The sequence below is a fragment of the Candidatus Poriferisodalis sp. genome (genome assembly GCF_965214215.1).
Lineage (GTDB): Bacteria > Actinomycetota > Acidimicrobiia > Acidimicrobiales > Poriferisodalaceae > Poriferisodalis.
The window spans coordinates 1-22,577 of the sequence record NZ_CBDCBD010000001.1 but is presented as its reverse complement, the minus strand read 5'-3'; the positions used below and the strand labels follow the sequence as shown (position 1 = coordinate 22,577).

Sequence of the window (22,577 nt, the reverse complement as noted above, 5' to 3'; positions counted from 1 at the left end):
GAGGTTTTGCGTTCGTAGGATGAATGCCGTGGACGGCGAGAGCACGTACGCGTCGAGCCATGGCAACGCCGAGCTGCGTCCGCTCATCGACCTGACGTCGGGGCCCACGGCGCTGGACTACCTGCGCGAGGCTTGGCGCAGGCGAGAATTCGCCATCGTCGTGCCGGCCCAGGATCTTCGGGCCCAGAACATGGACACGACGCTCGGCCAGTTTTGGCATCTGATGAACCCGGCGCTGCTCGTGGGCGTGTACTTCTTGGTCTTCGGCGTCGTCATCGACACGAGTCGCGGTGTCGAGAATTTTTTGGGATTCTTAATCGTGGGCATCGTGCTGTTCCACCTCTCCCAACGGGTGGTGCAGGAGGCAGCCGTCTCGATCACTCAGAATCTCGGTTTGATCCGGTCCATACAGTTCCCGCGCATCCTGCTCCCTGCCGCTTCGGTCAACGGCCAGACTGCGGCGTTCGTCCCAGCGATCGTCCTCGCACTCCTCGCGGTGCTGGCCACCGGCGAGAGACCATCCACACGCTGGCTGGTGCTGCCGGTCGTGCTGGTAGCACAATTCGCGTTCAACTTCGGCTCAGCGCTCATTTCGGCGCGGATCGGCGCCGCCGTCACGGACTTGAGACACATCCTGCCGCACCTGTTCCGGCTCTTGTTCTACGCCTCGGGCGTGATCTTCAGTGTCGAAGCATTCGTGGACAGCCTCGCCTGGCGTCGGGCTTTCGCACTCAATCCCATCTACGACCTGATCACGTGCGCTCGCTGGTGCCTGCTTGGACAGACAGTTGATATGTGGGTTCTGATCGGCACCATCGCGTGGAGCGTCCTGATGCCCATCTTGGGATTCATGGTCTTCTTCCGCTCAGAACAGCGACTCGGTGCGTGATGGCAGACGTGGGAGCTGTGACCGTCCAGATTCGCGACGCTCACGTGAACTACCGGGTGTACGAGGAGCCGGCCAAAGGGCTCAAGCAGGGATTCGCTCAACGTCGATTTCGTCGTCGTTACCGCACTATCGAGGCAATTGTCGGGGTGACACTGACTCTCCACGAGCACGAGACGCTCGGACTGATCGGGGCCAATGGGTCAGGAAAGTCGACGCTGCTCTCGGCGATGACCGGATTGTTGCCGCTTGCATCCGGCAACATTCGGGGCCGTTCGAGGCCATCGCTGCTTGGTGTGTCGTCGGTGATGCGACCGTCACTGTCGGGCCGCCGCAACATCCTGATCGGCGGCTTGGCGCTGGGCTTCTCTCGGACGGAAATCGAGCACCGCATGGACGACATCATCGACTTCGCGGGTGTTCGCGCAGCAATCGACCGCCCCATGGGCACGTACTCGTCTGGCATGCGGGCGCGGCTGCATTTCGCTATTTCCACCGCTCGCATACCCCAAATCCTGCTCATCGACGAGGCGCTCACCGTGGGAGACGAGGACTTCCGCCGCCGTGCGGCCGAACGCATGGACGATGTCTGCAGTGCAGCGGGCTCTGTGGTTCTGGTCTCGCACAACATGGCAGAAGTCGAGCGCTTCTGCGATCGGGTCGCCTGGCTGGACGACGGCCGGATTCGAGCTGTTGGCGAACCTGCCGAGATCATCGAGACCTATGTGACGACCTCGCGTCCCAACTCCCGCTGAATGGGCCGAGCGCTGCGGGAAGAGCAGCGCGAGACTGATCGGGTGGCTGGAGAGGCACGCCCGCACCGGCGCATCATCCTGAACGCGTTCACCATGAACTGCGTCGGTCACATTCAGCAGGGCCTGTGGGTACGCGACGACACTCGCCAGCGCGAATACACCTCGCTCGAGCCGTGGCTGGAACTTGCCCGCATCTGCGAGGCGGGCTGCTTCGACGCCATATTCCTGGCGGACGTGATCGGGCTCTACGACACGTACCGAGGCAGCGCCGACACGTCGCTGCGCGAGGCCATGCAGGTGCCCGTGAACGACCCGATGCTGCTGATCCCCGCCATGGCAACGGTCACTGAGCACCTCGGGTTCGCCTTCACCAGCAGCGTGCTGCAGGCTCACCCGTTCACGTTTTCTCGCCAGATCACCACGCTCGACCACCTCACCGGCGGGCGCGTGGCCTGGAATGTTGTGACCTCCTACCTGCAGAACGGCGCGCAGAGTCTCGGTTACCCCCGGCTGCCCAAGCACGACACACGCTACGAGCGGGCCGAGGACTACCTCGACGTCTGCTACAAGCTCTGGGAAGGCAGCTGGTCTGACGATGCAGTGGTGGCCGACACCGAACGCGGCGTCTACACCGACCCCGACCGAGTCCGGCCGATCGACCACGAGGGCCCGTACTACTCGGTGGCCGGACCTCACTTGTCGGAGCCGTCACCACAGCGCACGCCAGTGATCTACCAGGCCGGCTCGTCGGACCGGGGGCGGGACTTCGCAGCGAAGCACGCCGAGTGCGTCTTCGTCGTGGCGGGCACGCGAGGCCTCGGACGCGTTGCGGAAGACATCCGGCGCAGGGTGAGCGCTGCGGGACGTCAACCCGACGATGTGAAGATCATCACGGGCCTGTCCCCCATCGTCGGCGGGACGGAAGCCGAGGCGAAGGCCAAGCACGCCGACTACCTCGAGACGCTCTCGGTGGAAGCGGGTCTTGCGCACCTGAGCGGCAATCTCAATGTCGATCTCAGCCACATCGACCCCGACCAGCCGCTCGAATCGCTGCGCACCGAAGGAGTGCGCGGGACGGTCAAGTCCTTGCTGGATTCCGCGCGGCCGGGCACCCGAACCTTCGGCGACCTCATCAAGCTGAACATGGCTGGGCAATTCCTGGTCGGCTCACCCGAGCAGGTCGCCGATGGCATGGCGCGCCGGCTGGACCAAGGCGTCGACGGTTTCAACTTGGTGTATGCCACCACCCCAGGCACGTTCGTGGACTTCATCGAAGGGGTCGTCCCAGTGCTGCGCGAGCGAGGTCTCGTGCGGCGGGAATACCAGCCGGGAACGCTGCGCGAAAAGCTCTTCGGCTGCAGGCGCCTGCCCGACACCCACTACGCCGCCGGTTTCCGCCAATAGCCGAAGCTGGGAGTTCGCACTCGGGCGCTCCTGGCGCCGATTCGCTCTCTCGGCGGGGAGTTGCGGACAGGTTTCGTGGAGGAATGCTGCACTGGCCGCAATGCGGCCCGATCAACCCTGCAGTGTGGCGCGTGACGGCCCCCGCAGCGTCACGCCGCCGTCGACGACGAGCGTGTGGCCGGTGATGTAACGGGCCTCGTCGCCGCACAGGAACCTGACTGCTGCGCCGACATCCCAGCCGCTGCCCTCAATTCGCAACACGCTGGCTCGGCGACGGGCTTCGGCGAGGTCGTCGGGCATGTCGTCGCCTCCGACAAGCGGAGTCCGCACGGGGCCCGGTGCCACGCAGTTCACCCGGACGCCGTCAGCGCCGTGGTCGACCGCCATGGCCGACGTGAGGGCCATGATCGCCCCTTTCGAGGTCGAATACGCCGTCATGCCGCGAGGACGCAGGGCCGAAATGGATGAGATATTGACGACCGCTCCGCCGCCTGAGTGGGAGATCATCGCCGGGATTGCATGCCGGGATGCGAGCACCATCGAGGTCAGGTTCACGTCCATGACCCGCTCCCAGCGGTCCAATTCCTCGGTGACCACCGTTCCGCTGCTGCCGATGCCGACGTTGTTCACGAGAATGTCCAGCCGACCCCAGCGCTCCAACGCCGCCTGGGTCGTGGCCTCGCAGTCGGATTCGACGGTCACATCGGCGCCGATCGCGACGGCGCCGCCACCTTCGGCGCTGATCATGTCGACGGTGGCCTCGGCGAGATCGAGCTTGCGATCCACCGCCAGCACATGCGCCCCGGCCTCGGCCAGCAGGATCGCGGCGGCCCGCCCATTGCCGATTCCGTCGCCCCGCGCCCCCGCCCCGGTGACGATCGCCACCCGCCCGCTCAGATCGGCGCTCGCCCGCGTCGCAGTCATCATCCAGCCCCGCTGCGGGGCGAGTGCTCAGCCGCCACTGTTGCGGCGCAAGGTGCTGCGGTCGTCCAGCGGCGTCCACGCATCGGCGTAGTCGTCTTGCAGCTCGCTCAGTCCGGCAGCCCAGGCCGTCGGGATCCACGCATAGCGGGATTCGAGCATGAAGACCAGCATGTCGGCCATCCGCCGGGGCTCCAGATCGGCTGTGGTGCCGGCGTCGTAGGCGTCGATGTCGGGGCCGTGGGGCAGGAAGGCGTTGTGGATGCTCACGCCGCCGGGCAGGAATCCTCCTTCGGGCTTGGCGTCGTAGGTGCCCTCGATGAGCCCCATCAGCTCGCTCATCACGTTGGAGTGGTACCAGGGCGGCCGGAACGTGTGCTCCTGCACGGCCCAACGCTCGCGGAACAGCACAAAGTCGACATTGGCGGTGCCGGGAATGTCCGAGGGAGATGTCAACAGCGTCCAGATCGACGGCGCCGGATGGTCGAACAGCAGCGGTCCGAGCGGGCAGTAGTTGCGCAAGTCGTACTTGTACGGGGCGAAGTTGCCGTGCCACGCCACGACATCGAGCGGCGAGTGCGGCAGGTGGGTCTCAAGCAGGCGGCCGTCGTGCTTGAAGACCAGCCGCGTGGGCCGGTCCTCGGCCTCGTAGCCGGCGACCGGGTACAGGAAGTCCCGCGGCATGGCCAAAGCGTCCACGCCGATGAGGCCCGGGTCAGGCAGGCGGAACGGCGCCCCGTAGTTCTCGCACACATAGCCCCGGGCTGCTTCCTCCATGAGCTCGACCCGGAATTTGACCGCACGGGGGATCGTCGCCATTTCAGCCGGCCCGACGGTGAGCGTCCCCAACTCGGTGACGAGCCGCAGCGTCCCCAGCTGGGGCAGGATCAGCATCTCGCCGTCCGCGTTGGCGAACACTTCGTCTTCCATCGAACGGTTAGCGAAATACAGGTGGGTGGCAGCGCCGCGTTGGGTGTGAGCGTCGCCATTTGCGGCCAGCGTGCAGAGCCCGTCCAGCCAGGTGCTGGGTTCGGTGGGAACGTCAATCGGACTCCAGCGCAGCTGCGCGACTGGTGGCGAACCCTCACGGCACGGCGAGGTGCGTATCGCACCCGGGCCGATGTCGCGGAGCCCGGTGACATGGCGCACTGACGGCCGGATCCGATACATCCACGTCCGCAACGCATCGGCCCGGGCAACTGTGAAGGCGCTTCCGGTTAACTGCTCGGTGTACAGGTCGTGGGAGACGCGCTGGGGGCTGTTCTGGCCGATCGGCAGCGTGCCGGGCTCAGCCTCGGTGGCGTGCTCGTTGCCGAACCCGCTCTGATACTCGACACCGAAGTCGTCCCCCATAGGTGCCAGCCTAGAACGGGTCCGTGAAGCCCCTCTTCGGGTAGGGGAATGTTGGCGCTTTCTCAGATGACCGGACCGCTCCGGCGCATGGTCATCGCCAGCACCGAAGCGCCTGCGGCGCAGACCGCAAAGGCCAGCCAGACCGTCTCGAAGCGACCCGTCCACTCGATGACATAGCCGGCAGCCAGGCTGCCGATGCTGAGCCCGGACATGAATCCGAGCATCACGATGCCGGACGCCCGCCCGGCCCGCGCGACGGGAACGCCGGTGATGATGGCCAGCATTGCCACGGCGTTCCACGACATCATCGTGAAGCCCGCCACCAGTGACATCGCCCACATCAGCGAACCGTGGACCGAGGTGGCCCCCAGCAACAGCGCCATGGCGACCACCGTGAACGCGGACTGGATGGCGAGCGCGCTCGCCGGACGGACTCGAGTCTCGGTGAGTCGGGCCCACCAGATGCGCGACCCCGCCGCAGTGATGCCCGCGAGGGCGCTGGCCATCCCGGCCCAGAAGTTGGTCCAGCCCAGCGACTGCTCAGCGAACAGGACCTGAAAGCGGCCGACGCCTCCGACGACGCCGCCCATCAGCAGCGAGAACCAGGTGATCTTCGCGATGAACGCGCGCTCGGCGAGCGCCATGCGCACCGGTCGGGGATGCATGGGCCGTACGGCGAACACTGCGTCGGGCGGTGAGGCGTACTCGGGCTCACCGTCGGCGCTCGGGCGGGTATCGGGCCGCATCCACAGCCCGATGCCGAGCGCACACACCAGCGCTGCGACGCCGTAGACGCCGAAAGCGGTTCTCCAGCCGAACCAGACGGCCAGCGTCGGCAGCGTGGAGCCGGACAGAAAGATGCCGAACATGACACCCGACTGCTTAAGACCGGTGATGGTGCCGCGGCGTCCTGGAGGCACCCGCTCGGCGATGAGCTTGTTGGTAGCTGGGTTGCACCAGCCCTGGCCGAGGCCGGCGAACGCTGCAGACGCCATCAGGAGCCACACGTCGGTAGCGAAAGCCATGCCGAACATGCCCACACCAGCGGTGCTGATCGTCAGCACCGTCGAGAGCTTCGGTCCGACGCGATCGGTGAGCCGGCCCGACAGCGGCGCGAATAAGGCCGCGACGACCGTGTTAGCGGTGAGGGCCAGGCTGAAGGCGCCCGTCGTGATGTTGAGGGCGCCGATGAGATCGACTGCCAGCACCGCCGGCAGCATCATGGGGATCGGACCGAGCACCATCGTGGCAACCAGCACGAAGTTCAAGCCGAGGCGCTGCATCGGGCTGTCGCCGGTCGATCCGGGCGCTGTAGGCGCGTCTGACGTTGCGCCTGCAGCGTCGCCCGTTGTCATCGACTGGCACCCTATGTCTGCTGCCCGACGACCGTGCGGCCGCTGCAACTCGGCGCAGTTGTGTCACCAGCCACACCTCGGTCAGCGACGAGGCATCAGCCGCACATTCCCACGAAGGCACCGGCCGTTCGGAGTGCATAGCGTTCCAGCGTGAATTTCCCACAGGTGTTGATTCCCGCCGACGACTACGAGCGGCTCGCCGACCGGCTGTCGGCGCTTGACCACGACATCGAGCCGCTGCTGTGGAGACGCGATGGCGTGAGCCTCCCTGACGGTTCGGCGATTGCGGACGCAGACGGAACGCCGGTCGGCGAAGCTGGCTACGCCCCCAACGCCGCCTGGATCTCGATCGGGCTGCTGTTCGGCGGCGATCTAGCGCCCTTCGTCGAAGCCGCCCTCGCTCCGGGGACGCTGCGCTGGACCCAGGCGTGTCTCGCCGGTACTGATGCGCCGCCATTTCAGCAACTGCTGGCCGGCGGCGTGCAGCTGAGTCGCAGCGACGCTCCCAACGACGCCACTGCCGAGCACACAATGTCGCTGGTGCTCAGCACATTCGGTGACTGGGCTGGGCGCATCGATCGGCGGCGGGCCGGAACGTGGCTGCAGGTGCCATGGCGGGAGGTACGCGGCAGCCGCTGGCTCATCGTCGGATTCGGATCGATTGGCCGCAAGCTTGCCGCGCTCGCCCGACCCTTTGGCGCACTCGTTGTCGGCGCCCGCCGCAGCGTCGCTGGTGACGCCGATCTCGAAGCCGCCGACGCGATGGTCACGATGGAGGCCGTGGCCGACGAGCTGCCGCTGGCCGATGTCGTCGTCCTGACGTGCCCGCTCACCGATGAGACGCGGGGGCTCGTCGACGCCGATTTCCTGGCGGCCATGCGCAGCGACGCTGTCCTGATCAACGTTTCTCGAGGCCCCGTCATCGACGCCGATGCGCTGCTGGCGTGGCTGGACGCGGACAACGAGGCCACCGCTGCGCTCGACGTCTTCGACACCGAGCCGCTGCCCGCTGAGAGCCCACTGTGGAATCACCCCAAGGTGGTGATGACCACCCACATCGGCGGTGCCGGCAGCGGCATGGCGGCCCGCAACGACGACCTGTTCGTCAGCCAGCTCGAGACGTTCCTCGCTGGCGATGCGCCGCGCCTGCTCGTGGCGGGCTGAACCAGGAGAGCTGGACGATGGAGGCCGTGAAATGAAGACGGAGACGCTGCTGCCGCTGGGCAAGCTCGACCCTGGGCTGCGAGCCCCCGATGTTCCGCTCGACGTGAGAACCATCGGCGAAGCCGCAGCCCAGATTGAGGCCCTGGGCTACGACGCTCTCGTGGTCGAGGAAACCAAGGACGACCCGTACCAGCTGCTCGCCATGGCCGCAGTGGCGACGACGACGCTCGGACTCGGCACGTCGGTGGCGATGGCGTTCCCCCGGTCCCCGACAGTCACCGCGCTGTCGGCTTGGACATTGCAGAAAGCCTCCGCAGGAAGGGCGATTCTGGGGCTGGGCAGCCAGGTGCGCGGCCACATCCGCCGCCGCTACGGCATGGACTGGTCGGCACCGGGTCCGTGGATGCGCGACTACGTCGGCGCGGTGCGCGCGGTGTGGCGATGCTGGCAGGACCGCACTCCGCTGGAGTTCGAGAGCGAGCACTACAACCTCAACTTGATGGTGCCGCTGTTCGATCCCGGCCCGATCGACCATCCCGATATTCCCGTCCACATCGCAGCGATCAACCCGAACATGTGCGGCGTTGCCGGCGAGGTCGCTGACGGCGTCCGACTGCACCCGGTGTGCTCGCCCCGCTACATCACCGAGGTCATGGCGCCTGCAGTGGCCCGAGGCGCCGAACGCGCTGGACGTGACGCCGACGAAGTGGACTGGTGCATGAAGCCACTCGTCGCTACGGCGCCCGACGAAGCAAGCCTGGACGTCGTGGCCCGCACCGTGCGCGAGCGGGTCGGCTTCTACCTCTCGACGCCCGCCTACCGGGCAGCCTTCGATGTGCACGACTGGACCGAGGAGGCGAACCAGGCCGCGGTGCTGTCGAAGGCGCAACGCTGGGAGGAGATCTCGGCGATCGTGTCCGACGAGATGCTCCACACCATCGCCACCGTCGGCACCTACGACCAGATCGGCCGGCTGCTCGCCGAGCGATACGGTCCCCACATCGACCGCATCGAGTTCTCGATTCCCGTCAATACACGTGACGACGGCGAGCAGCTCTCGGCGATCTTGGCCGAATTGGGCTCCGCCAATGGGCTCAGCCTCTCAGCAGGCGATCTTCGGACGGCAAATCTCCGGGGGGTCTAGGGTCTCGCCGTCGGCTCTTGCGGTACGCGGGGCCACGTCAATAGGTACAACAGCACAGCGATGGGGAGACAGCAGATGGGTGTCCTGGACGGACGGGTTGCGATCATCACCGGCGGCGCACGAGGGCAGGGCGCCATCGAGGGCCAGCTCTTTGCAGACGAGGGAGCGACGGTGGTGCTCACCGACGTGCTCGACGACGAGGGCGGACGAACTGCCGCCGAAGTGGGGTGCGAGTACCTGCACCATGACGTGGCTTCAGAGGCCGATTGGGAAGCGGTCGTCGCCGATGTCGTCAATCGCCACGGTCGCATCGACGTTCTTGTAAATAACGCCGGCATCTTCCAAGGTGCGGGTCTCATGAACACGTCGGCTGCCGACTTCGACCGCATGCTCGCAATCAATGCCCGAGGCGTCTTTTTGGGCATGCAGAAGGTCGGCGCCGCCATGGCCGACGCCGAGGCGGGCTCGATCGTCAACATCAGCTCGGTCGCGGGCCTTATGGGAACCATGGGATCGTTCGCGTACAGCGCCAGCAAGTGGGCGGTGCGGGGCATGACCAAGTCGGCTGCGAAAGAACTCGGCCGTCGCAACGTGCGGGTCAACTCGGTACATCCCGGCTACATCGACACCGAGATGCTGGCGCAGACCAGCGTGTTCAACGAGGACGACGATCGCACCCGCCGGGTACTGCGGCAGGTGCCGCTGCGACGCATCGCCGAGCCTGCTGAAGTCGGCCGGGTGGTGCTGTTCCTGGCCTCGGACGCCAGCAGCTACTGCACCGGCCAAGAATTCACCGTCGACGGGGGCATGTTCGGCTGAGCTTGCTCAGCCGAACCATCGGACACAGCGGGTGAGCTTGCTCAGCCGAACCATCGGACACAGCGGCTGAGCTTGCTCAGCCGAACCATCGGACACAGCGGGTGAGCTTGCTCAGCCGAACCATCGGACACAGCGGGTGAGCTTGCTCAGCCGAACAATCAAGCACATCGGCTGAGTGGCCCCGGGGCTGAACTACTGTGACCCGCGGGTGCATCCCACGCGGCGAGGTCTGAGATGAACTACGACAGCGGTAATCTCCGTGCGGATCTCCGAGCCGGAATCGTCTCGGCGATCGTCGTGCTGCCCTTGGCGCTTGCCTTCGGCGTGGTGTCAGGTCTGGGGCCCATCGCAGGTCTGTGGGGAGCGGTCGCCGTCGGCTTCATTGCCGCCGTCGCGGGCGGCACCCGGGTGCAGATCTCCACCGCGACGGCACCGGTGGCTCTAGCGGTGTCTTTCGTCCTCGTCAGGTATGCAGATTCACCGGTCGAGGCACTGACCATCATCCTCATTGCGGGGATCATCCAAGTCCTGCTCGGGTTGTTGCGGGTCGGCAACCTGTTCCAGTACACGCCCCACTCGGTGACCTCGGGCTTCGTCAGCGGTGTCGGGGTGATGGTGGTCTTGCTGCAAGTGCTGCCGTTCTTCGGCGCCGACCCGGTGCTGGGCAATCCGATCGACTCGATCCGCCACTGGGACGACGCGGCCCGCGACATGGACTTCCACGCACTCGGTGTGGCAGTCGCCACCTTCGTGATCTGTGCCGGGTGGCCGAAGAAGTGGCGCAAGTACGTGCCCTCAGCAGCTGGCGCCCTGGTGTGCGGAACCATCCTCGGCGCGTGGATCTTTGACGGAGCGCCGCGAATCGCTGACGTCGTGGAGGCACCGTCTTTCTGGGCCATGGAGATGCCAGGCGGCGGTTTCTGGACAGCCGTCGCGGCCGCCATGACCATTGCCCTCATCGGCTCGCTGAGCAGCCTGCTGAGCGCCTTGACAGCCGATTCGATGACCGGTCACCAACACGACCCGAACCGTGAACTGCTGGGCGTGGGCATCGGCAATGCGGTAGCCGCAATGTTCGGCGGCCTGCCGGGTGCGGGCTCACCAGGTGCCACTCAGTCGAATATTCGGGCCGGAGCACAGACCCGTGTCGCGGGTGCCGTCTCCGCCGTGATCGCACTCGTGCTGATTGTCGTGCTCTCCGGCCTCATTGACAACGTCCCCTACGGCGTGCTGGCAGGCATCTTGCTGTGGCTCGGGCTCAGCCTCATCGACTGGCGACTGATCACCCACCTGTACCGGGTGCAGCCAGAGCACGTGCTGGTCATGCTGCTGACGCTGGGCCTGACCGTGTTTGTCGACCTGCTCGCGGCCATTGCTGCGGGGATCGTCGTGGCAGCACTCGCTGCCAGCCGTCGCTTCGAGCGGCTGGAGCTCGACAGCGTTCTGTCGGTGCCGATGCTCGACGCTGTGTTCTTTGCCGACAGCGACCGGGTCGACATCACCCAGTTCGATGCGTTTACCGCACGGGTCGGCATGGTGAAGATGCGTGGCAGCTTCACCGTTGCATCGTCGAACCGGCTGCGGATCGCCATCAGCAAGGACATCCAGGAGCACGAGATCGTGATCCTCGATTTCTCCGAGACCAGCTACATCGACGACAGCGCTGCGCTTGTGGTGGAACAGCTCATCGACGCCGCCATGGAACACGACACCGAGTGCATCGTGATCGGGCTCGACAGCCTGCCCTCGGGAAGTCTGCAATCACTGGACGTGCTGCACCGGGTGCCCGGCGACCACTTCGTAGCGAGCTTTGACGAAGCCCGGTTGATCGCAGCACGGCTGCTCGAGATCAATATGGAATCCAGCTCGGAGTCCTGACCTCCGGCATACGTCCCGCAACCGAGTTGCTCAACGCCTCCGTTAGAGGCTGAGCCGATAGGCGACGCCGTGGCCCGAGCGGCCCGTGAGCGACTGCGAACAACAGCGAGAAACAACTGGTGCGACAGCGGGAAGGTCCACCTATCCGCGCATCTCCCTAGCAGGTCAGTACAGCTGGGGGACGAAGGTCTGGTCTGACATCGGCGGCCGCACGTAGCCGCCCGAGGGGCTGCGCTCAGGCAGCTCGACGTGCTCCCACGGAACGGCTTCGTAGGGAATCTGCGTCAGCAGGTGGGCGATGCAGTTGAGCCGTGCTGCCCGTTTGTCGTCAGCCTCAACGACGAACCACGGCGCCTGCTTGATGTCGGTATGCGCGAACAGCGTGTCCTTGGCACGAGAGAAATCCACCCAGCGCGTTCGGGCTTCGAGATCCATCGGGGACAGCTTCCAGCGCCGTGCGGGATCGGCGATACGGCTCTGAAAGCGGCGCTCCTGCTCCTCGTCGCTGACCGAGAACCAGTACTTGATCAGGACGATGCCCGAGCGCACGATCATCCGCTCGAACTCGGGGCACGAGCGCAGGAACTCCTCGTATTCGTCGTCGGTGCAGAAGCCCATGACCGGCTCGACGAGCCCGCGGTTGTACCAACTGCGGTCGAAGAGCACCATCTCGCCAGCCGCAGGCAGCTCCTCCACGTAGCGCTGGAACCACCATTGGGTCCTCTCACGGTCGCTGGGCGTCCCGAGGGCGACCACACGCACCACACGTGGGTTCAGCCGCTCGGTGATGCGCTTGATCGTGCTGCCCTTGCCGGCCGCGTCCCGTCCCTCGAAGATGACGACGACCTTGAGGCCCTGGTGGCGGATCCAACGCTGCAGTCGGGCCAACTCCTGCTGCAGCAGCTTGAGTTCCTGCTCGTATGTACGACGAGACAGGCGACTCTTGCGCTTCGGTGGCCGTACAGGCGCTCCGTCCTCAGGCTGGTGAGCGGAATTGACATCAGGCCCAGTGCCGGTCTCGCGATGCGACGCAGCGCCTCCCGGTGCGGCCGTAGTCCCCATGGGTTCGGACAGTATCCGAGCGGCTCGCAGGGCGAGGACCCGCGCGCTCAGAAGGGCTTGGCCGGCGCGTGCGACTCAGTCGCTGCCGAACGCCACTGCGCCTCTGCGGTCGAGCACCGTGGCATACAGCATCCCGAAGATCACGACGACTGCACCCGCGACAGCGATGAACTCGGGATATTCGCTCAGGAAGACGGCTGCCCAGAAGATGCCGGCCACGGTTTCCACCGGCGCGAACAGAGCCACTTCGCTGGCGGGTGCATACCTGGGTGCGTAGCTGTAGGACAAGCGGCCAAGCGGGTTGCAGACCAGGCCCATGACCAGCATCGCGGCAAGCGCCTGTGCGTCCAGCGAGGTCGGATTGGCGACGAAGGCCGTGGGGATCACCAACAGAACAGAGGCCAGGATCAAACCGACGACGCGACTCATGCCCTGATGGCGGCGCCAGATGACCGTGCTGGCGGCGAAGCAGATCACGGCGATGAGGGCCAGGAAATCGCCCAGCAAGTTCGGCGAGCCCACCGACGTCGAGACCACCAAGCCGATGCCCACGACGGTGAGCGCAATGCCCACTGCGACACGGGAAGATGTCCGCTCGCGCAAGCCGATCCATGCGAAGCCAGCGGCCAGCACCGGCGCGGATGCCACGATCGCGACCACGTTGGGGATCTCGGTGTGTGTGATCGCCGAGATAAAGGAGAGCTGGCTGACCGCGCCGAGCACGCCGATCGCCAGCAGTGGCTTCTTGTCGGCGCGAAGAGATGCCAGTGAGTCTGCGGATCGGCGGATCGCCATCGCGCCGTACAGCACCAGCGACAGCAAACCGACAATGAAGGCGATGTCGAGCGCGTCAGCCCCCGAAGTGCGCACCCACAGCGAATCGGTGGAGACCAGCAGCATGCCGAGGGCCGCGAGGCCCCAGCCAAGGCGTCGGCTGCCGTGTCGGGCCATCACGAGCGTCGGATTCCAGAGCATGTGGTGCAAGTGCAGGGTCTCACGTCATTCCACCGCAACTGCGGCCCAAGACGTGGTCACGAGGCCGCAGTGCCCGGATCATGTGCCTTCAGCGCGCCCGTGGAAATGCGACGGTGTACGAGCCTGGCCGCAGCCAAGTCTGACAGTGCAAACCCGACCGATTTAAACAGGGTGATCTCGTCGTCGGTTGTGCGGCCCTGATGGCGGCCGGCGACGAGTGACGCCAGGTCAGCGGCGATATCGCTGGTCGAGATGACCCCAGCGTCGAGCGGCTGTGCCAAGTCTCCCGCCCCGACAGCACCGTCAAGGGTGTCGACGAACAGTGTCGCCGCCATGACGCCCGCATCGTCGGTCTCTCGCATGTCGGCCCGAAAGGATCCCACCAGATCGATGTGGGTTCCGGGCGCAAGGAGGTCTCCCCGCACCAGTGGGCTGGTGGAGCCAGTACCGCAAGAGATGACGTCGGCACGCTCGACGGCGTCGTCCAGCGATGCGGCTGGCTGTGCCGGCAGATCGCGGTCCGCGAGTTGTTGTGCCGTGGCGGCGGACCGCCGCGGGTTGCGGCCCCACACCTCGACAACTTCGAAGTCCCGAACGGCGGCGTGAGCGAGCGCCAGGTTCGGTGCGAGATTGCCGGTGCCGACCACGAGCAGGCGACGGGCGTCGGACCGGGCGAGGCGGTCGGCCGCGAGCGCCGAGACGGCTGCGGTGCGCCGCAGCGTGAGCTCGTCGCCGTCGAGCACTGCGCTGAGCTGCCCGGTCTGGCCGTCGAACAGCAGGTACCCGGCGTTGATGGTCGGCACGTCGGTGCCTGCATTGGAGGGGTAGTAGGTCACGGCCTTCACCCCGAGAAGCTGGCGGTCGATCCAGGCGGGCATGACCAGCAGCGAACCGGTGCCGCCATCGGGCAGGCCGACGTCGTGGATCTCTCGTTGTGGCACGTGTGCGGTGTCTTCGCCGAGCAATTCGGCGATGGCAGCCATCAGCTCATCCCACGGCGTGGCCTCTCGCACCGCCGCCGCGTCGAGCTTCAGCATCACCCAGATCCTGGAACAGGGCCTCGGCCATGCCAAACGACGCGCGGCAGCTGCTTGTCTTTGTCGACGAACGGCAGGGTGTCGACCGTCGCCGGGTGCGGCGTGCCGTCGTAGTCGTGCACAGACACCGACTTGGCGAACCAGTCGTCACCGCCGAGCGGTTCGTCGAAGCGCACGTAGCCGACGCCTACGTCCAGCGTGGGCGACCAGGTCCCGATGGTCACGTGCCCGACGTGCCGGTTCTTATAGCTGACGCCCATCTGGGGCTCCGGCATCGCTGTGGGGCACACGAGGCCGAACAGCAACTGGCTGCGGTCGGCCCGCTCCAGCGCCGCCTTGCCGATGAAGTCGTCTTTGTCGAGCCGGACGAATTGGCCCAGACCGGCACCGTAGGGCGTCAGGTCCCGTTCGATGTCGCTGCCGTTGTCGAGGATTCCGGCTTCGATACGCCGAATCCCCATGGAGGCGCCGGTGCTGAACTCCATGCCGAGCGGTTCGCCGCAGGCGAACAGGCCGTCCCACAGAGCGTCGTAGTCGGTGGGCTCAGGCCCGCTGTTGGTGTAGATCTCGATGCCGATTTCGCCCGTCCAGCCGGTTCGGGACACCCACAGCGTCTGGCCGCAGACCTCGAAGAAGCCGGCGCGGAAGTACCGGAAGTCGGTGGTAAGCCCGCCACCGATCGCTGCATCCAGCACGTCGAGCGACTTCGGCCCTTGGATCTGCAGCACACGTGAATGGGGGTCGAAGACGTTGACCTCAAGCCCAACAGCGAGGGCGCCCAACCAGCTCAAGAACTCGCCGTTGGCGATGACGTACCAAAAGCGGTCGGAGGCGAGGCGCATCAGCACTCCGTCCATCAGGATCGAACCGTCATCGTCGCATGCGAGCCCGTAGCGGCAGCGGCCGATGCCCAGATCGGCGACCCGGCACACGAGAACGCGCTCAAGCAGCTCGACCGCGTCGGGACCCTCGATCGCCAAGGGCTTCTCGGGGACGTCGTACAGCATGACGCCGCGGCGCAGCTTCCAGTAAGCCGGGATGGGGTCCTCGTCGGGGCTCGACTTCATGGGGTACAGCCGGTTGCAGTACACCGCGTGGACGGTCTGATCGGTGGTGTAGCGGTGCGCGAACGGCGACCGGCTGATCCGGTAGGGCGCCAACGAGATCGTGTCGAACGACTCGACGTAGTAGTGCCGGCTGGTCCTCACATCAGATCCTCCACACGAGCCCCGAAACTGCGAGGAGACCGGTAGACGCCATGGCTGACGGCGCCGTCGGCGACATGCAGTTCCCAGATCGACGCCTTCTTGCAGCGTGTCGGATTCACATCGATGCCACGGCAGGCGAGACGCCAGAGCACCTCGGGAATGACGTCGCCGTGGCTGCACAGCACGCTGTCGCCCGCCTCGCCGCACAGCCGCTCCACGAGGGCCTCGCTTCGCCAGCCATCGGCGCCTTCGGCAAGCTCGGCAGACAGTTCAATGTCGAGACCGAGCTTTGCTGCAAGGGGTTCGATCGTCTGGATGCAGCGGACGCTGGGACTTGAGAGCAGGTACTGGATCTGCGCCGAGACGAGCGTGGCTGCGATGACCTCGGCTTGGGCGTGGCCGGTGGGGTCAAGCGGCCGGGCGCTGTCGTCGCCCTGCCACGCGCGCCGATCGCCGGCGGAAGCGTGACGGATGAGATACAGCACGCGGCAAACGCTAGAGCCGCGCGGAGGTGTCCGGTGACACTTGGCGACTGCTGAAGTCGAGCCGTGACTGCGGGAATGCGCCCGCAGCAGTAGTGGGGCGCTGCGGGCATCCGGGCGCGCCGAAGCGGGCCGGTGGAGAGGGAACCGGCCCGCTTCGGGAGGCTGCCGCTTGCGGCGCGGCGGATCTATGCAGCCGTTGTCGAAGTGGACGTTCCGGCGGTGCCTGTGTGTGCGTGGCCGCCCCAGCCGATCTTGCCGCCGAGATGCCCGCCGCGTCGGCCGCGACGGCCGTCCTCGCCCTCGAGACGCTCCGGCTTTTCGCCATTAACGAAGGAGGTGACCTTGGCGGTCAGCTCGTCGGTATCGATCTCACGGTCGTTCTCAGCTAGACGCTCGCTGATGGCGGCGACGAGTGCGTCGACCACTTCGGAGACAGCGACGCCTTGAGACGCCGCGACGTCGGCCAGCGTCGAGCCGGCCTTCAGCTTGTTGCGCAAGGTCTCGGCGTCGATGCCGAGCGTCTCGGTCAGCGTGTCGCTCATGCCTGCCCGCCAATGCTTGCCGCCGCGGTGGGCGCCGTCGCGATCGCAGGTTCCGTCATCGTCGGAGTCGTCGGCGCCGTCACCGTCAGCAGAACCATCGGTGCTGTCATCGGTCTGCTGTTGGTAGGCGTCACCGTTGTCGCCGGTCGTCTGGGCGCTCGCGGTGCCCACACCGAACGCGACCATCGCTGTCGCCGCCACCAGCGCTGCCACCAGTAGCGCCGTCAGGCGGTTGCGAGCAGGCTTGTGCCTCGATGTCGGCGAATGCTCGTTGTCTTCGCTTAGCTCGGTCATGCCGTCGCTCCTTTCGGAAGGGGATGTGCAACGACTCGAACGATGGCAGGCGAACCTGAACGCTCCCTGAGATCAACCTGAAGGCGACATGAGAATGCGCGCTCGGCCGCAGTGACCACCAAGCCGAGGAGCGCTGATGTGCCCCGCTCAGCCGGCTTCGGAGTGGGTGACGGGCTCCTCGCCCATCCACTCACGCAGAGTGTTCTTCAGCTTTGTCTGCTGGATGAACAGGTCGTGCTCGGGTCCGGCAGGATCGGCCGACTGGGGGGCCTTGAGGTAGAACGACAGCCACTCCTGCACGCCACCGTGGCCGGCACGCTGCGCGAGGTCCAAGAACAGCGCCAAGTCGAGCACGATCGGTGCCGCCAGAATCGAATCGCGGCACAGAAAGTCGATCTTGATCTGCATCGGGTAACCGAGCCATCCGAAGATGTCGATGTTGTCCCAGCCCTCCTTGTTGTCGCCGCGGGGCGGGTAGTAGTTGATGCGCACCACGTGATCGATCTCGCCGTAGAGATCGGGGTAGGTCTCGGGCTGCAGGATCGTGTCGAGGACGCCCAGCTTGGACGTCTCCTTGGTCTTGAAGTTCTCCGGATCGTCGAGCACTTCGCCGTCACGGTTGCCCAAGATGTTGGTGGAATACCAGCCGCGCAGGCCCAGCATCCGGGCCTTGAGTCCCGGCGCCACCAACGTCTTCATGAGCGTCTGGCCGGTCTTGAAGTCCTTGCCGGCGATGGGGACGCCACGACGCTGCGCCAGCTCGGTCATCACCGGAATGTCGACCGCCAGATTCGGCGCGCCGTTGGCGAACGGCACGTCGCTCATGAGTGCTGCGTAGGCGTAGAGCTGGCTCGGCGAGATGTTGTCGTCGTCGTCGGCGAGCCCCGCTTCGAACGCCTCGACCGTGGCGTGCACCTCGGCGGGCTCCTGGTAGGCCTCTGTCGAACCGCACCACACCATCACCAGCCGATCGCATTCGTTCTCGGCGCGGAAACGCTCGATGTCATCCATCAGCGCCTGGGCCGCTTCCAGCTTGCCCATCGGAGGTTTCGTGCGGGTGCCTTCCAGCCGGCTCACCCAGCGGGGGTCGAACACGGCGTCCATCGCCACGATGCCTTCCAGCTCACGCGAGATCACGCCGAGGTCACGTTCTTCCAGCACCCCTGCGGTGCGGGCGCCTTCGAGCGCGTTGGGGGTGATGGGGTCCCAGCCGCCGAAGACGAGATCGTCGAGCTCGGCGAGCGGCACGAAGTCGCGGATCAGCGGATTGCGGCCGTCGGCCCGGCCGCCGAGACGGATGTGGGCCATCTGGCTGACTGAGCCAATAGGCGCCGCCAGCCCGGCGCGTGCAGCGAGGACACCCGCAATGAACGTGGTAGCCACCGCCCCCATGCCGGGCGTCAGCACGCCGAGCTTGCCAGTGGCGGGCGCGATCTGCGGTTGGTTCATGGCGAGAACGCTACGGCGCGAAGGACGAGGTACCCCAGCACCAGCCTCACCACCAGTGGCCTGTGTTCCCTGGGCATTATCTGCGCAGATGTGCCGCCCCAGACGGCATTCCTGCACAGAGTTTCGCGAAGCAGCGGCGAGGCTCAGGCGGGCAGCGGGGCGGCGGGCGTGAATTCTGCGTCGAGACGCTTGACGCCGTGGATGAACGATGCCTGCAGCAGATCGGGTTCTCCGACCGCCACGATGTCGGGCAGTCGCTCGAAGATCTCGCGGTACATGGTGGTGATCTGACGGCGTGCCAAGTGGGCGCCCAAGCAGTAGTGCGGGCCTGGGCCGCCGAAGCCGTACTGCGGGTTGGGGTCGCGCAGCACGTCGAAGCGGAACGGATCGTCGAACACCGCTGGGTCGCGGTTCGCAGCGATGTAGAACATCGCCACCTTGTCGCCTTCACGCATCTGACGCCCACCGCACTCGAAGTCTCTGGTCACCGTGCGGCGCATGTAACCCACCGGGCTCGCAACGCGGACGATCTCCTCGACAGCGGTAGGCGCGACGGCGTCGAAGTCGGCCATCCAGATGGCGCGTTGATCGGGGTTGTCGGTGAGGAACTTCAGCGCCCAGGCGGTGGAGTTGCGGGTGGTCTCGTTGCCTGCCACCACCAGCAGGATGAAGAAGCTCGCCAGGTCGGATTCGCTCAGCCGGTCGTCTTCGAGTTCTGCGTTGACGAGGATGCTGGTGAGGTCGTTGCCGTCGCCGCCTCTCTTCGAGGCGGCGACATCCTTCATCAGCTCGGCTAGTTCGGCGCCCGCTTGCAGCAACGCCGTGGCGAGGTCGCCGTCGGGCGGCTGAAAGTCGGGGTCGGAGATTCCCAGGATGATGTTGGTGCGGTCGAACACGAACCTGTACTCAGAGCCAGGGATGCCCATGAGGTCGCACACAATGCGCAGCGGCAGAGCAGCCGCCACGTCCCACACGAATTCGCATTTGCCCTGCTCGCAGATCGAGTTGACAATCTCGCGCGCTCCGTCGCGGATGCCGCCGTCGAGCTGCTCGAGCATCTTGGGCGTGAAGCCTTTGGCGACGATGCGGCGCAGCCGGGCGTGGCGGGGGTCGTCCATGGCGATCATGGAGCTGAAGAACTCGGTGAACTCGGGCGGGTTGTCGCCCAGCGTGATGCCACGCGCTGAACTGAACACGTCGGCGTTGCGCGAGACGGTGGCGATGTCCTCGTGACGGGTGACACACCAATAGCCGGGACTGGGAGCGACCCACTCGGAGAAGTACGGCTCCTCGAACCAGTCCAGCGGCGCTTCAGCGTGGTACCGGGCGATCACCGAGTCGATTTCGTCCGCCGATTGTGTCCAAAACCACGGCTCCATCAGATTCGGCAGGTCGGTGTTCCACTCGCGCATTGCCGCACGGTAGCGCCGCTCCAGCAGCCGCTGACACCGGCCGTGCCCTCCGCAAATCCCGCCCTCTTACATGGCCACACCGAAACGCCTGCGCGCCCAGAGCACAGCCGGAACGGCGCGTGCCTTGCGCGCCTGCGGACTCAGGACCGGGCCGTCTGGCACGATGTAGCGCCGTGAAGACCGACTGTGCCCCTGATCTCGATTCGGCCGCGGACAATTCCGAACTGAACTACGTCGTTCACGGCGCCGGGGCTATCGGCTGCGTGCTCGGCGCCCGGCTCGCCCAGGCAGGACGGCAGGTCGCACTTGTCGCGCGCGGAGAGCATCTGGAAGCTCTGCAGCGTGACGGGCTGCGCATTTCTGGATACACCGAGGGCCACTTCGAGCTGCCGGCCGTGCGTACTGCGCACGAACTGGATCTGGATGAGCGAACCGTGGTGCTGTTGGCCATGAAGACACAGCACACCTTCGAGGCGATCGAACAGCATCGGGACCTGTACCGAAACGTGCCGCTGTTCTGCTTCCAGAACAGCGTCAGCAACGAGGAATGGCTGATCGCACGGGGCTTTCGCGCGTACGGCGTGATGGTGCGGATCGGCGCTCGCATCGACGAACCCGGCGTGGTCACCCACACCGGTGCTCGCCGGGCTCAGATCGGCTGCTGGCCCACCGGCGCCGACGAGCTGTGCGCGGCCGTGGCGGACGACCTCGTCGCCGCCGACATGCGCGCTTCGGTCGATGCCGAGGTTGCTGTCGCCAAGTGGGGAAAGCTGGTGCTGAACCTCACGAACGCGTTCTCAGCACTGATTGACCTGCCCGTGCAGGAGTGGTTCAGCGCCGAAGAAACCCGTTTCTTCATGGCCGATCTGCAGGAAGAAGCAGCCGATGTGCTGGATGCGGCTGGGATCTCGCCGGTCATGGACGACGGCCGGGACTTGCGCGAGTGGATCGAGCGCATGCGCAAGCCCGGCGAACGCGAGCCCCGCGGTGATGCAGACCCGGTGATGCACAGCTACCCATCCACCTGGCAGGACCTGTACTTCCGGCGTCCCACCGTCGAAGTGGAGCACTTCAACGGTCGCATATGCGAGCTCGGGGAGAAGTTCGGCATCGCCACGCCGCTGAACCAGACGCTGAACGAGCTGTGCCAGGACGCCGCCGCCCGCCGCCTGGGACCGGGTACTGAGACCGTGGCATCGCTGCGCGCCGCCGCTGGGCGCTGATTCCCGCCGCCAAGAAATTCCACCTCAGGCTTCAGGCGGCTGGTCCTAGTGTCGCGACAGCGCCAGCCCACCGTGTGACGCCTCTTGCGGTACGTCTGCCAAGCTCGGGGAGGCTGGCCTCTGCACCCGAGACTACTCGCTGCTCCGAGCGACTCGGGAGCGAATTGCCACGTGGCACATGCGTAGCCGGTGCCCGGGGCGGGATTCGAACCCGCACGCTCCCGCAGGAGCCGAGGGGTTTAAGCCCTCTGCGTCTACCAGTTCCGCCACCCGGGCCGGCCAGCGCGACCGCTTTGTCCGCGCCGCCCATCATGCTCGTTGCACGACTCAATCACCATGCCGAGTCGCTCAGGCAGCCTCGGCATCGCGCCACGGTTCGCCGGACACCAAATCTAGGGCACCCGCTTGAGGCCGCCGTTCGCCGTGGCTCAGCCGGGCAGACTCGACTTCTCGCCACAGTTCGTCGCGCGCGGGCCCGGCGGCAGCGGCGCTCAGCTCGTTGCAGACCACGATGCCCTCGATGGCATCGGCCACGACGGCGCCGAAGGGGCGTCCGCGCACGCGCACCGCCACGACGCAGTCGCCAGACGGTGTGCGCCCAATAGCACGGTCAAGCTCATGGGAACGAGGCGGGCTCTGAAAGCTCGGAGCCCTGAGGCCCAGCGAACGAGCCGCCATTGCGAGCGCTCGCACCGTCAGGACGAACCGACCCGACAGGTCGAGACCAGGATCGTCGACACTTCGTTGGACGCGGGTCGAAGCGTTGCCGGAGCGGTGTGACCGGCGGCGGGCCGGCGAGGCATCGACCAGCCGGAGCGGTGCGGGCGGATGGGTGCGGGGTGTTGCTGGCATGTGCCAAGCATCACCGGGGGGTGTCACATCAAACGGGCGACGCCGGGTCGCGAGTTGGATGCGTGCCGCATCGCCGTGGCGAGGGCCACAATGGATCGAGATGGACAACACCGCCCCTGCACTGCTCCCCGCCCAGCAGGTCACGCTCGACGCAATCCGCACGCCCGGTCCCGAACGCCCCTCCTACCCCGGCGATTTCGCTGCCGAATTGCGAAACCGGGCCGAATCTGCACTGGCCGAACTGGTCGACGCAGCTCGCGACATCGACAGCCGCGGATTGTGGGTGCGCAAGCGAGACCTGGCAGGCGTCTTCGGCTGCCAAGCTCGGCACCGGGCCGAAGCGGAGTCTCCCTTCGCAT

At 66.2% G+C, this 22,577-nt stretch carries 21 protein-coding genes and 1 tRNA gene; 9 read left to right on the top strand and 13 right to left on the bottom strand.

All coding sequences use genetic code 11. The features are described 5' to 3' along the window. The first annotated feature begins 28 nt into the window (after nt 1-28). The 3 genes from ACOOF5_RS00110 to ACOOF5_RS00100 are packed head-to-tail and all read left to right on the top strand — an operon-like array spanning nt 29 to nt 3,045. A complete protein-coding gene (locus ACOOF5_RS00110) occupies nt 29-889 on the top strand; it encodes an ABC transporter permease (protein WP_420435382.1) in 861 nt (286 codons plus the stop codon). Continuing rightward, nucleotides 889-1,641 (top strand): ABC transporter ATP-binding protein, encoded by a 753-nt coding sequence (locus tag ACOOF5_RS00105; protein WP_420435380.1) that lies wholly within the window; start codon nt 889-891, stop codon nt 1,639-1,641. The genes ACOOF5_RS00110 and ACOOF5_RS00105 overlap by 1 nt, the downstream gene beginning before the upstream one ends. 42 nt (nt 1,642-1,683) lie before the next feature. Continuing rightward, a complete protein-coding gene (locus tag ACOOF5_RS00100; RefSeq protein WP_420435378.1) occupies nt 1,684-3,045 on the top strand; it encodes an LLM class flavin-dependent oxidoreductase in 1,362 nt (453 codons plus the stop codon). Nucleotides 3,046-3,156: 111 nt separating this feature from the next. Here ACOOF5_RS00100 and ACOOF5_RS00095 read toward each other — a convergent pair whose 3' ends face one another. The 3 genes from ACOOF5_RS00095 to ACOOF5_RS00085 form a co-directional block, all read right to left on the bottom strand. After that, complete coding sequence (locus ACOOF5_RS00095; protein WP_420435376.1) at nt 3,157-3,969, bottom strand: SDR family NAD(P)-dependent oxidoreductase; 813 nt, start codon at nt 3,967-3,969, stop codon at nt 3,157-3,159. 27 nt (nt 3,970-3,996) lie between these two features. Next, nucleotides 3,997-5,319 carry a homogentisate 1,2-dioxygenase gene (hmgA, locus tag ACOOF5_RS00090; RefSeq protein ID WP_420435374.1) on the bottom strand — a complete coding sequence of 441 codons (1,323 nt, stop codon included), beginning with the start codon at nt 5,317-5,319 and terminating at the stop codon, nt 3,997-3,999. A gap of 62 nt (nt 5,320-5,381) precedes the next feature. Further along, nucleotides 5,382-6,674, bottom strand: a complete 1,293-nt coding sequence (locus ACOOF5_RS00085; protein WP_420435372.1) for an MFS transporter — start codon at nt 6,672-6,674, stop codon at nt 5,382-5,384. A 150-nt stretch (nt 6,675-6,824) separates the two neighbouring features. Here ACOOF5_RS00085 and ACOOF5_RS00080 point away from each other — a divergent pair, with 150 nt between their 5' ends. The 4 genes from ACOOF5_RS00080 (at nt 6,825) to ACOOF5_RS00065 (ending at nt 11,679) form a co-directional block, all read left to right on the top strand. Then, on the top strand, nt 6,825-7,838 hold the full coding sequence (locus ACOOF5_RS00080) for an NAD(P)-dependent oxidoreductase (RefSeq protein WP_420435370.1): 1,014 nt from the start codon (nt 6,825-6,827) through the stop codon (nt 7,836-7,838). Nucleotides 7,839-7,869: 31 nt separating this feature from the next. Then, nucleotides 7,870-8,982, top strand: a complete 1,113-nt coding sequence (locus ACOOF5_RS00075; RefSeq protein WP_420435368.1) for a TIGR03617 family F420-dependent LLM class oxidoreductase — start codon at nt 7,870-7,872, stop codon at nt 8,980-8,982. 75 nt (nt 8,983-9,057) lie between these two features. Beyond that, nucleotides 9,058-9,801, top strand: a complete 744-nt coding sequence (locus ACOOF5_RS00070; RefSeq protein ID WP_420435366.1) for an SDR family NAD(P)-dependent oxidoreductase — start codon at nt 9,058-9,060, stop codon at nt 9,799-9,801. A gap of 234 nt (nt 9,802-10,035) precedes the next feature. Further along, complete coding sequence (locus ACOOF5_RS00065; RefSeq protein WP_420435364.1) at nt 10,036-11,679, top strand: SulP family inorganic anion transporter; 1,644 nt, start codon at nt 10,036-10,038, stop codon at nt 11,677-11,679. 165 nt (nt 11,680-11,844) lie between these two features. Here the strand turns inward: ACOOF5_RS00065 and ppk2 are convergent, their stop codons facing one another. The 8 genes from ppk2 to ACOOF5_RS00025 all read right to left on the bottom strand — a co-directional run bounded on the left by ppk2 (nt 11,845) and on the right by ACOOF5_RS00025 (nt 20,143). Continuing rightward, nucleotides 11,845-12,741: a polyphosphate kinase 2 gene (gene ppk2, locus ACOOF5_RS00060; protein WP_420435362.1), complete on the bottom strand. Its 897-nt coding sequence runs from the start codon at nt 12,739-12,741 to the stop codon at nt 11,845-11,847. Nucleotides 12,742-12,816: 75 nt separating this feature from the next. Then, nucleotides 12,817-13,716, bottom strand: a complete 900-nt coding sequence (locus ACOOF5_RS00055; protein ID WP_420435360.1) for a DMT family transporter — start codon at nt 13,714-13,716, stop codon at nt 12,817-12,819. 56 nt (nt 13,717-13,772) lie between these two features. Then, entirely contained in the window at nt 13,773-14,753 is a 981-nt protein-coding gene (locus ACOOF5_RS00050) for an ornithine cyclodeaminase family protein (protein ID WP_420435358.1), read from the bottom strand. Next, nucleotides 14,753-15,961, bottom strand: coding sequence for an aminomethyltransferase family protein (locus ACOOF5_RS00045; protein ID WP_420435356.1), 1,209 nt, complete (start codon nt 15,959-15,961; stop codon nt 14,753-14,755). The genes ACOOF5_RS00050 and ACOOF5_RS00045 overlap by 1 nt, the downstream gene beginning before the upstream one ends. Further along, entirely contained in the window at nt 15,958-16,446 is a 489-nt protein-coding gene (locus ACOOF5_RS00040; RefSeq protein WP_420435354.1) for a SixA phosphatase family protein, read from the bottom strand. The genes ACOOF5_RS00045 and ACOOF5_RS00040 overlap by 4 nt, the downstream gene beginning before the upstream one ends. A 185-nt stretch (nt 16,447-16,631) precedes the next feature. Next, on the bottom strand, nt 16,632-17,282 hold the full coding sequence (locus ACOOF5_RS00035; RefSeq protein ID WP_420435352.1) for a hypothetical protein: 651 nt from the start codon (nt 17,280-17,282) through the stop codon (nt 16,632-16,634). Between the two features lie 147 nt (nt 17,283-17,429). Next, a complete protein-coding gene (locus ACOOF5_RS00030; RefSeq protein ID WP_420435350.1) occupies nt 17,430-18,731 on the bottom strand; it encodes an inositol-3-phosphate synthase in 1,302 nt (433 codons plus the stop codon). 143 nt (nt 18,732-18,874) lie between these two features. Continuing rightward, a complete protein-coding gene (locus ACOOF5_RS00025) occupies nt 18,875-20,143 on the bottom strand; it encodes a cytochrome P450 (protein WP_420435348.1) in 1,269 nt (422 codons plus the stop codon). A gap of 173 nt (nt 20,144-20,316) precedes the next feature. On the opposite strand from ACOOF5_RS00025, the gene ACOOF5_RS00020 reads away from it, so the two are divergent. After that, nucleotides 20,317-21,366: a ketopantoate reductase family protein gene (locus ACOOF5_RS00020; RefSeq protein WP_420435346.1), complete on the top strand. Its 1,050-nt coding sequence runs from the start codon at nt 20,317-20,319 to the stop codon at nt 21,364-21,366. 190 nt (nt 21,367-21,556) lie between these two features. On the opposite strand, the gene ACOOF5_RS00015 is transcribed toward ACOOF5_RS00020, so the two are convergent. Both ACOOF5_RS00015 and ACOOF5_RS00010 read right to left on the bottom strand, forming a co-directional pair. Next, nucleotides 21,557-21,642, bottom strand: a tRNA-Leu gene (locus tag ACOOF5_RS00015). Nucleotides 21,643-21,714: 72 nt separating this feature from the next. Then, nucleotides 21,715-22,218, bottom strand: a complete 504-nt coding sequence (locus tag ACOOF5_RS00010; protein ID WP_420435344.1) for a hypothetical protein — start codon at nt 22,216-22,218, stop codon at nt 21,715-21,717. 100 nt (nt 22,219-22,318) lie between these two features. Between ACOOF5_RS00010 and ACOOF5_RS00005 the strand changes: the two genes are divergently transcribed. Next, nucleotides 22,319-22,577, top strand: a 259-nt coding sequence (locus tag ACOOF5_RS00005; RefSeq protein ID WP_420435342.1) for a hypothetical protein, incomplete at its 3' end; no start/stop codon positions are given.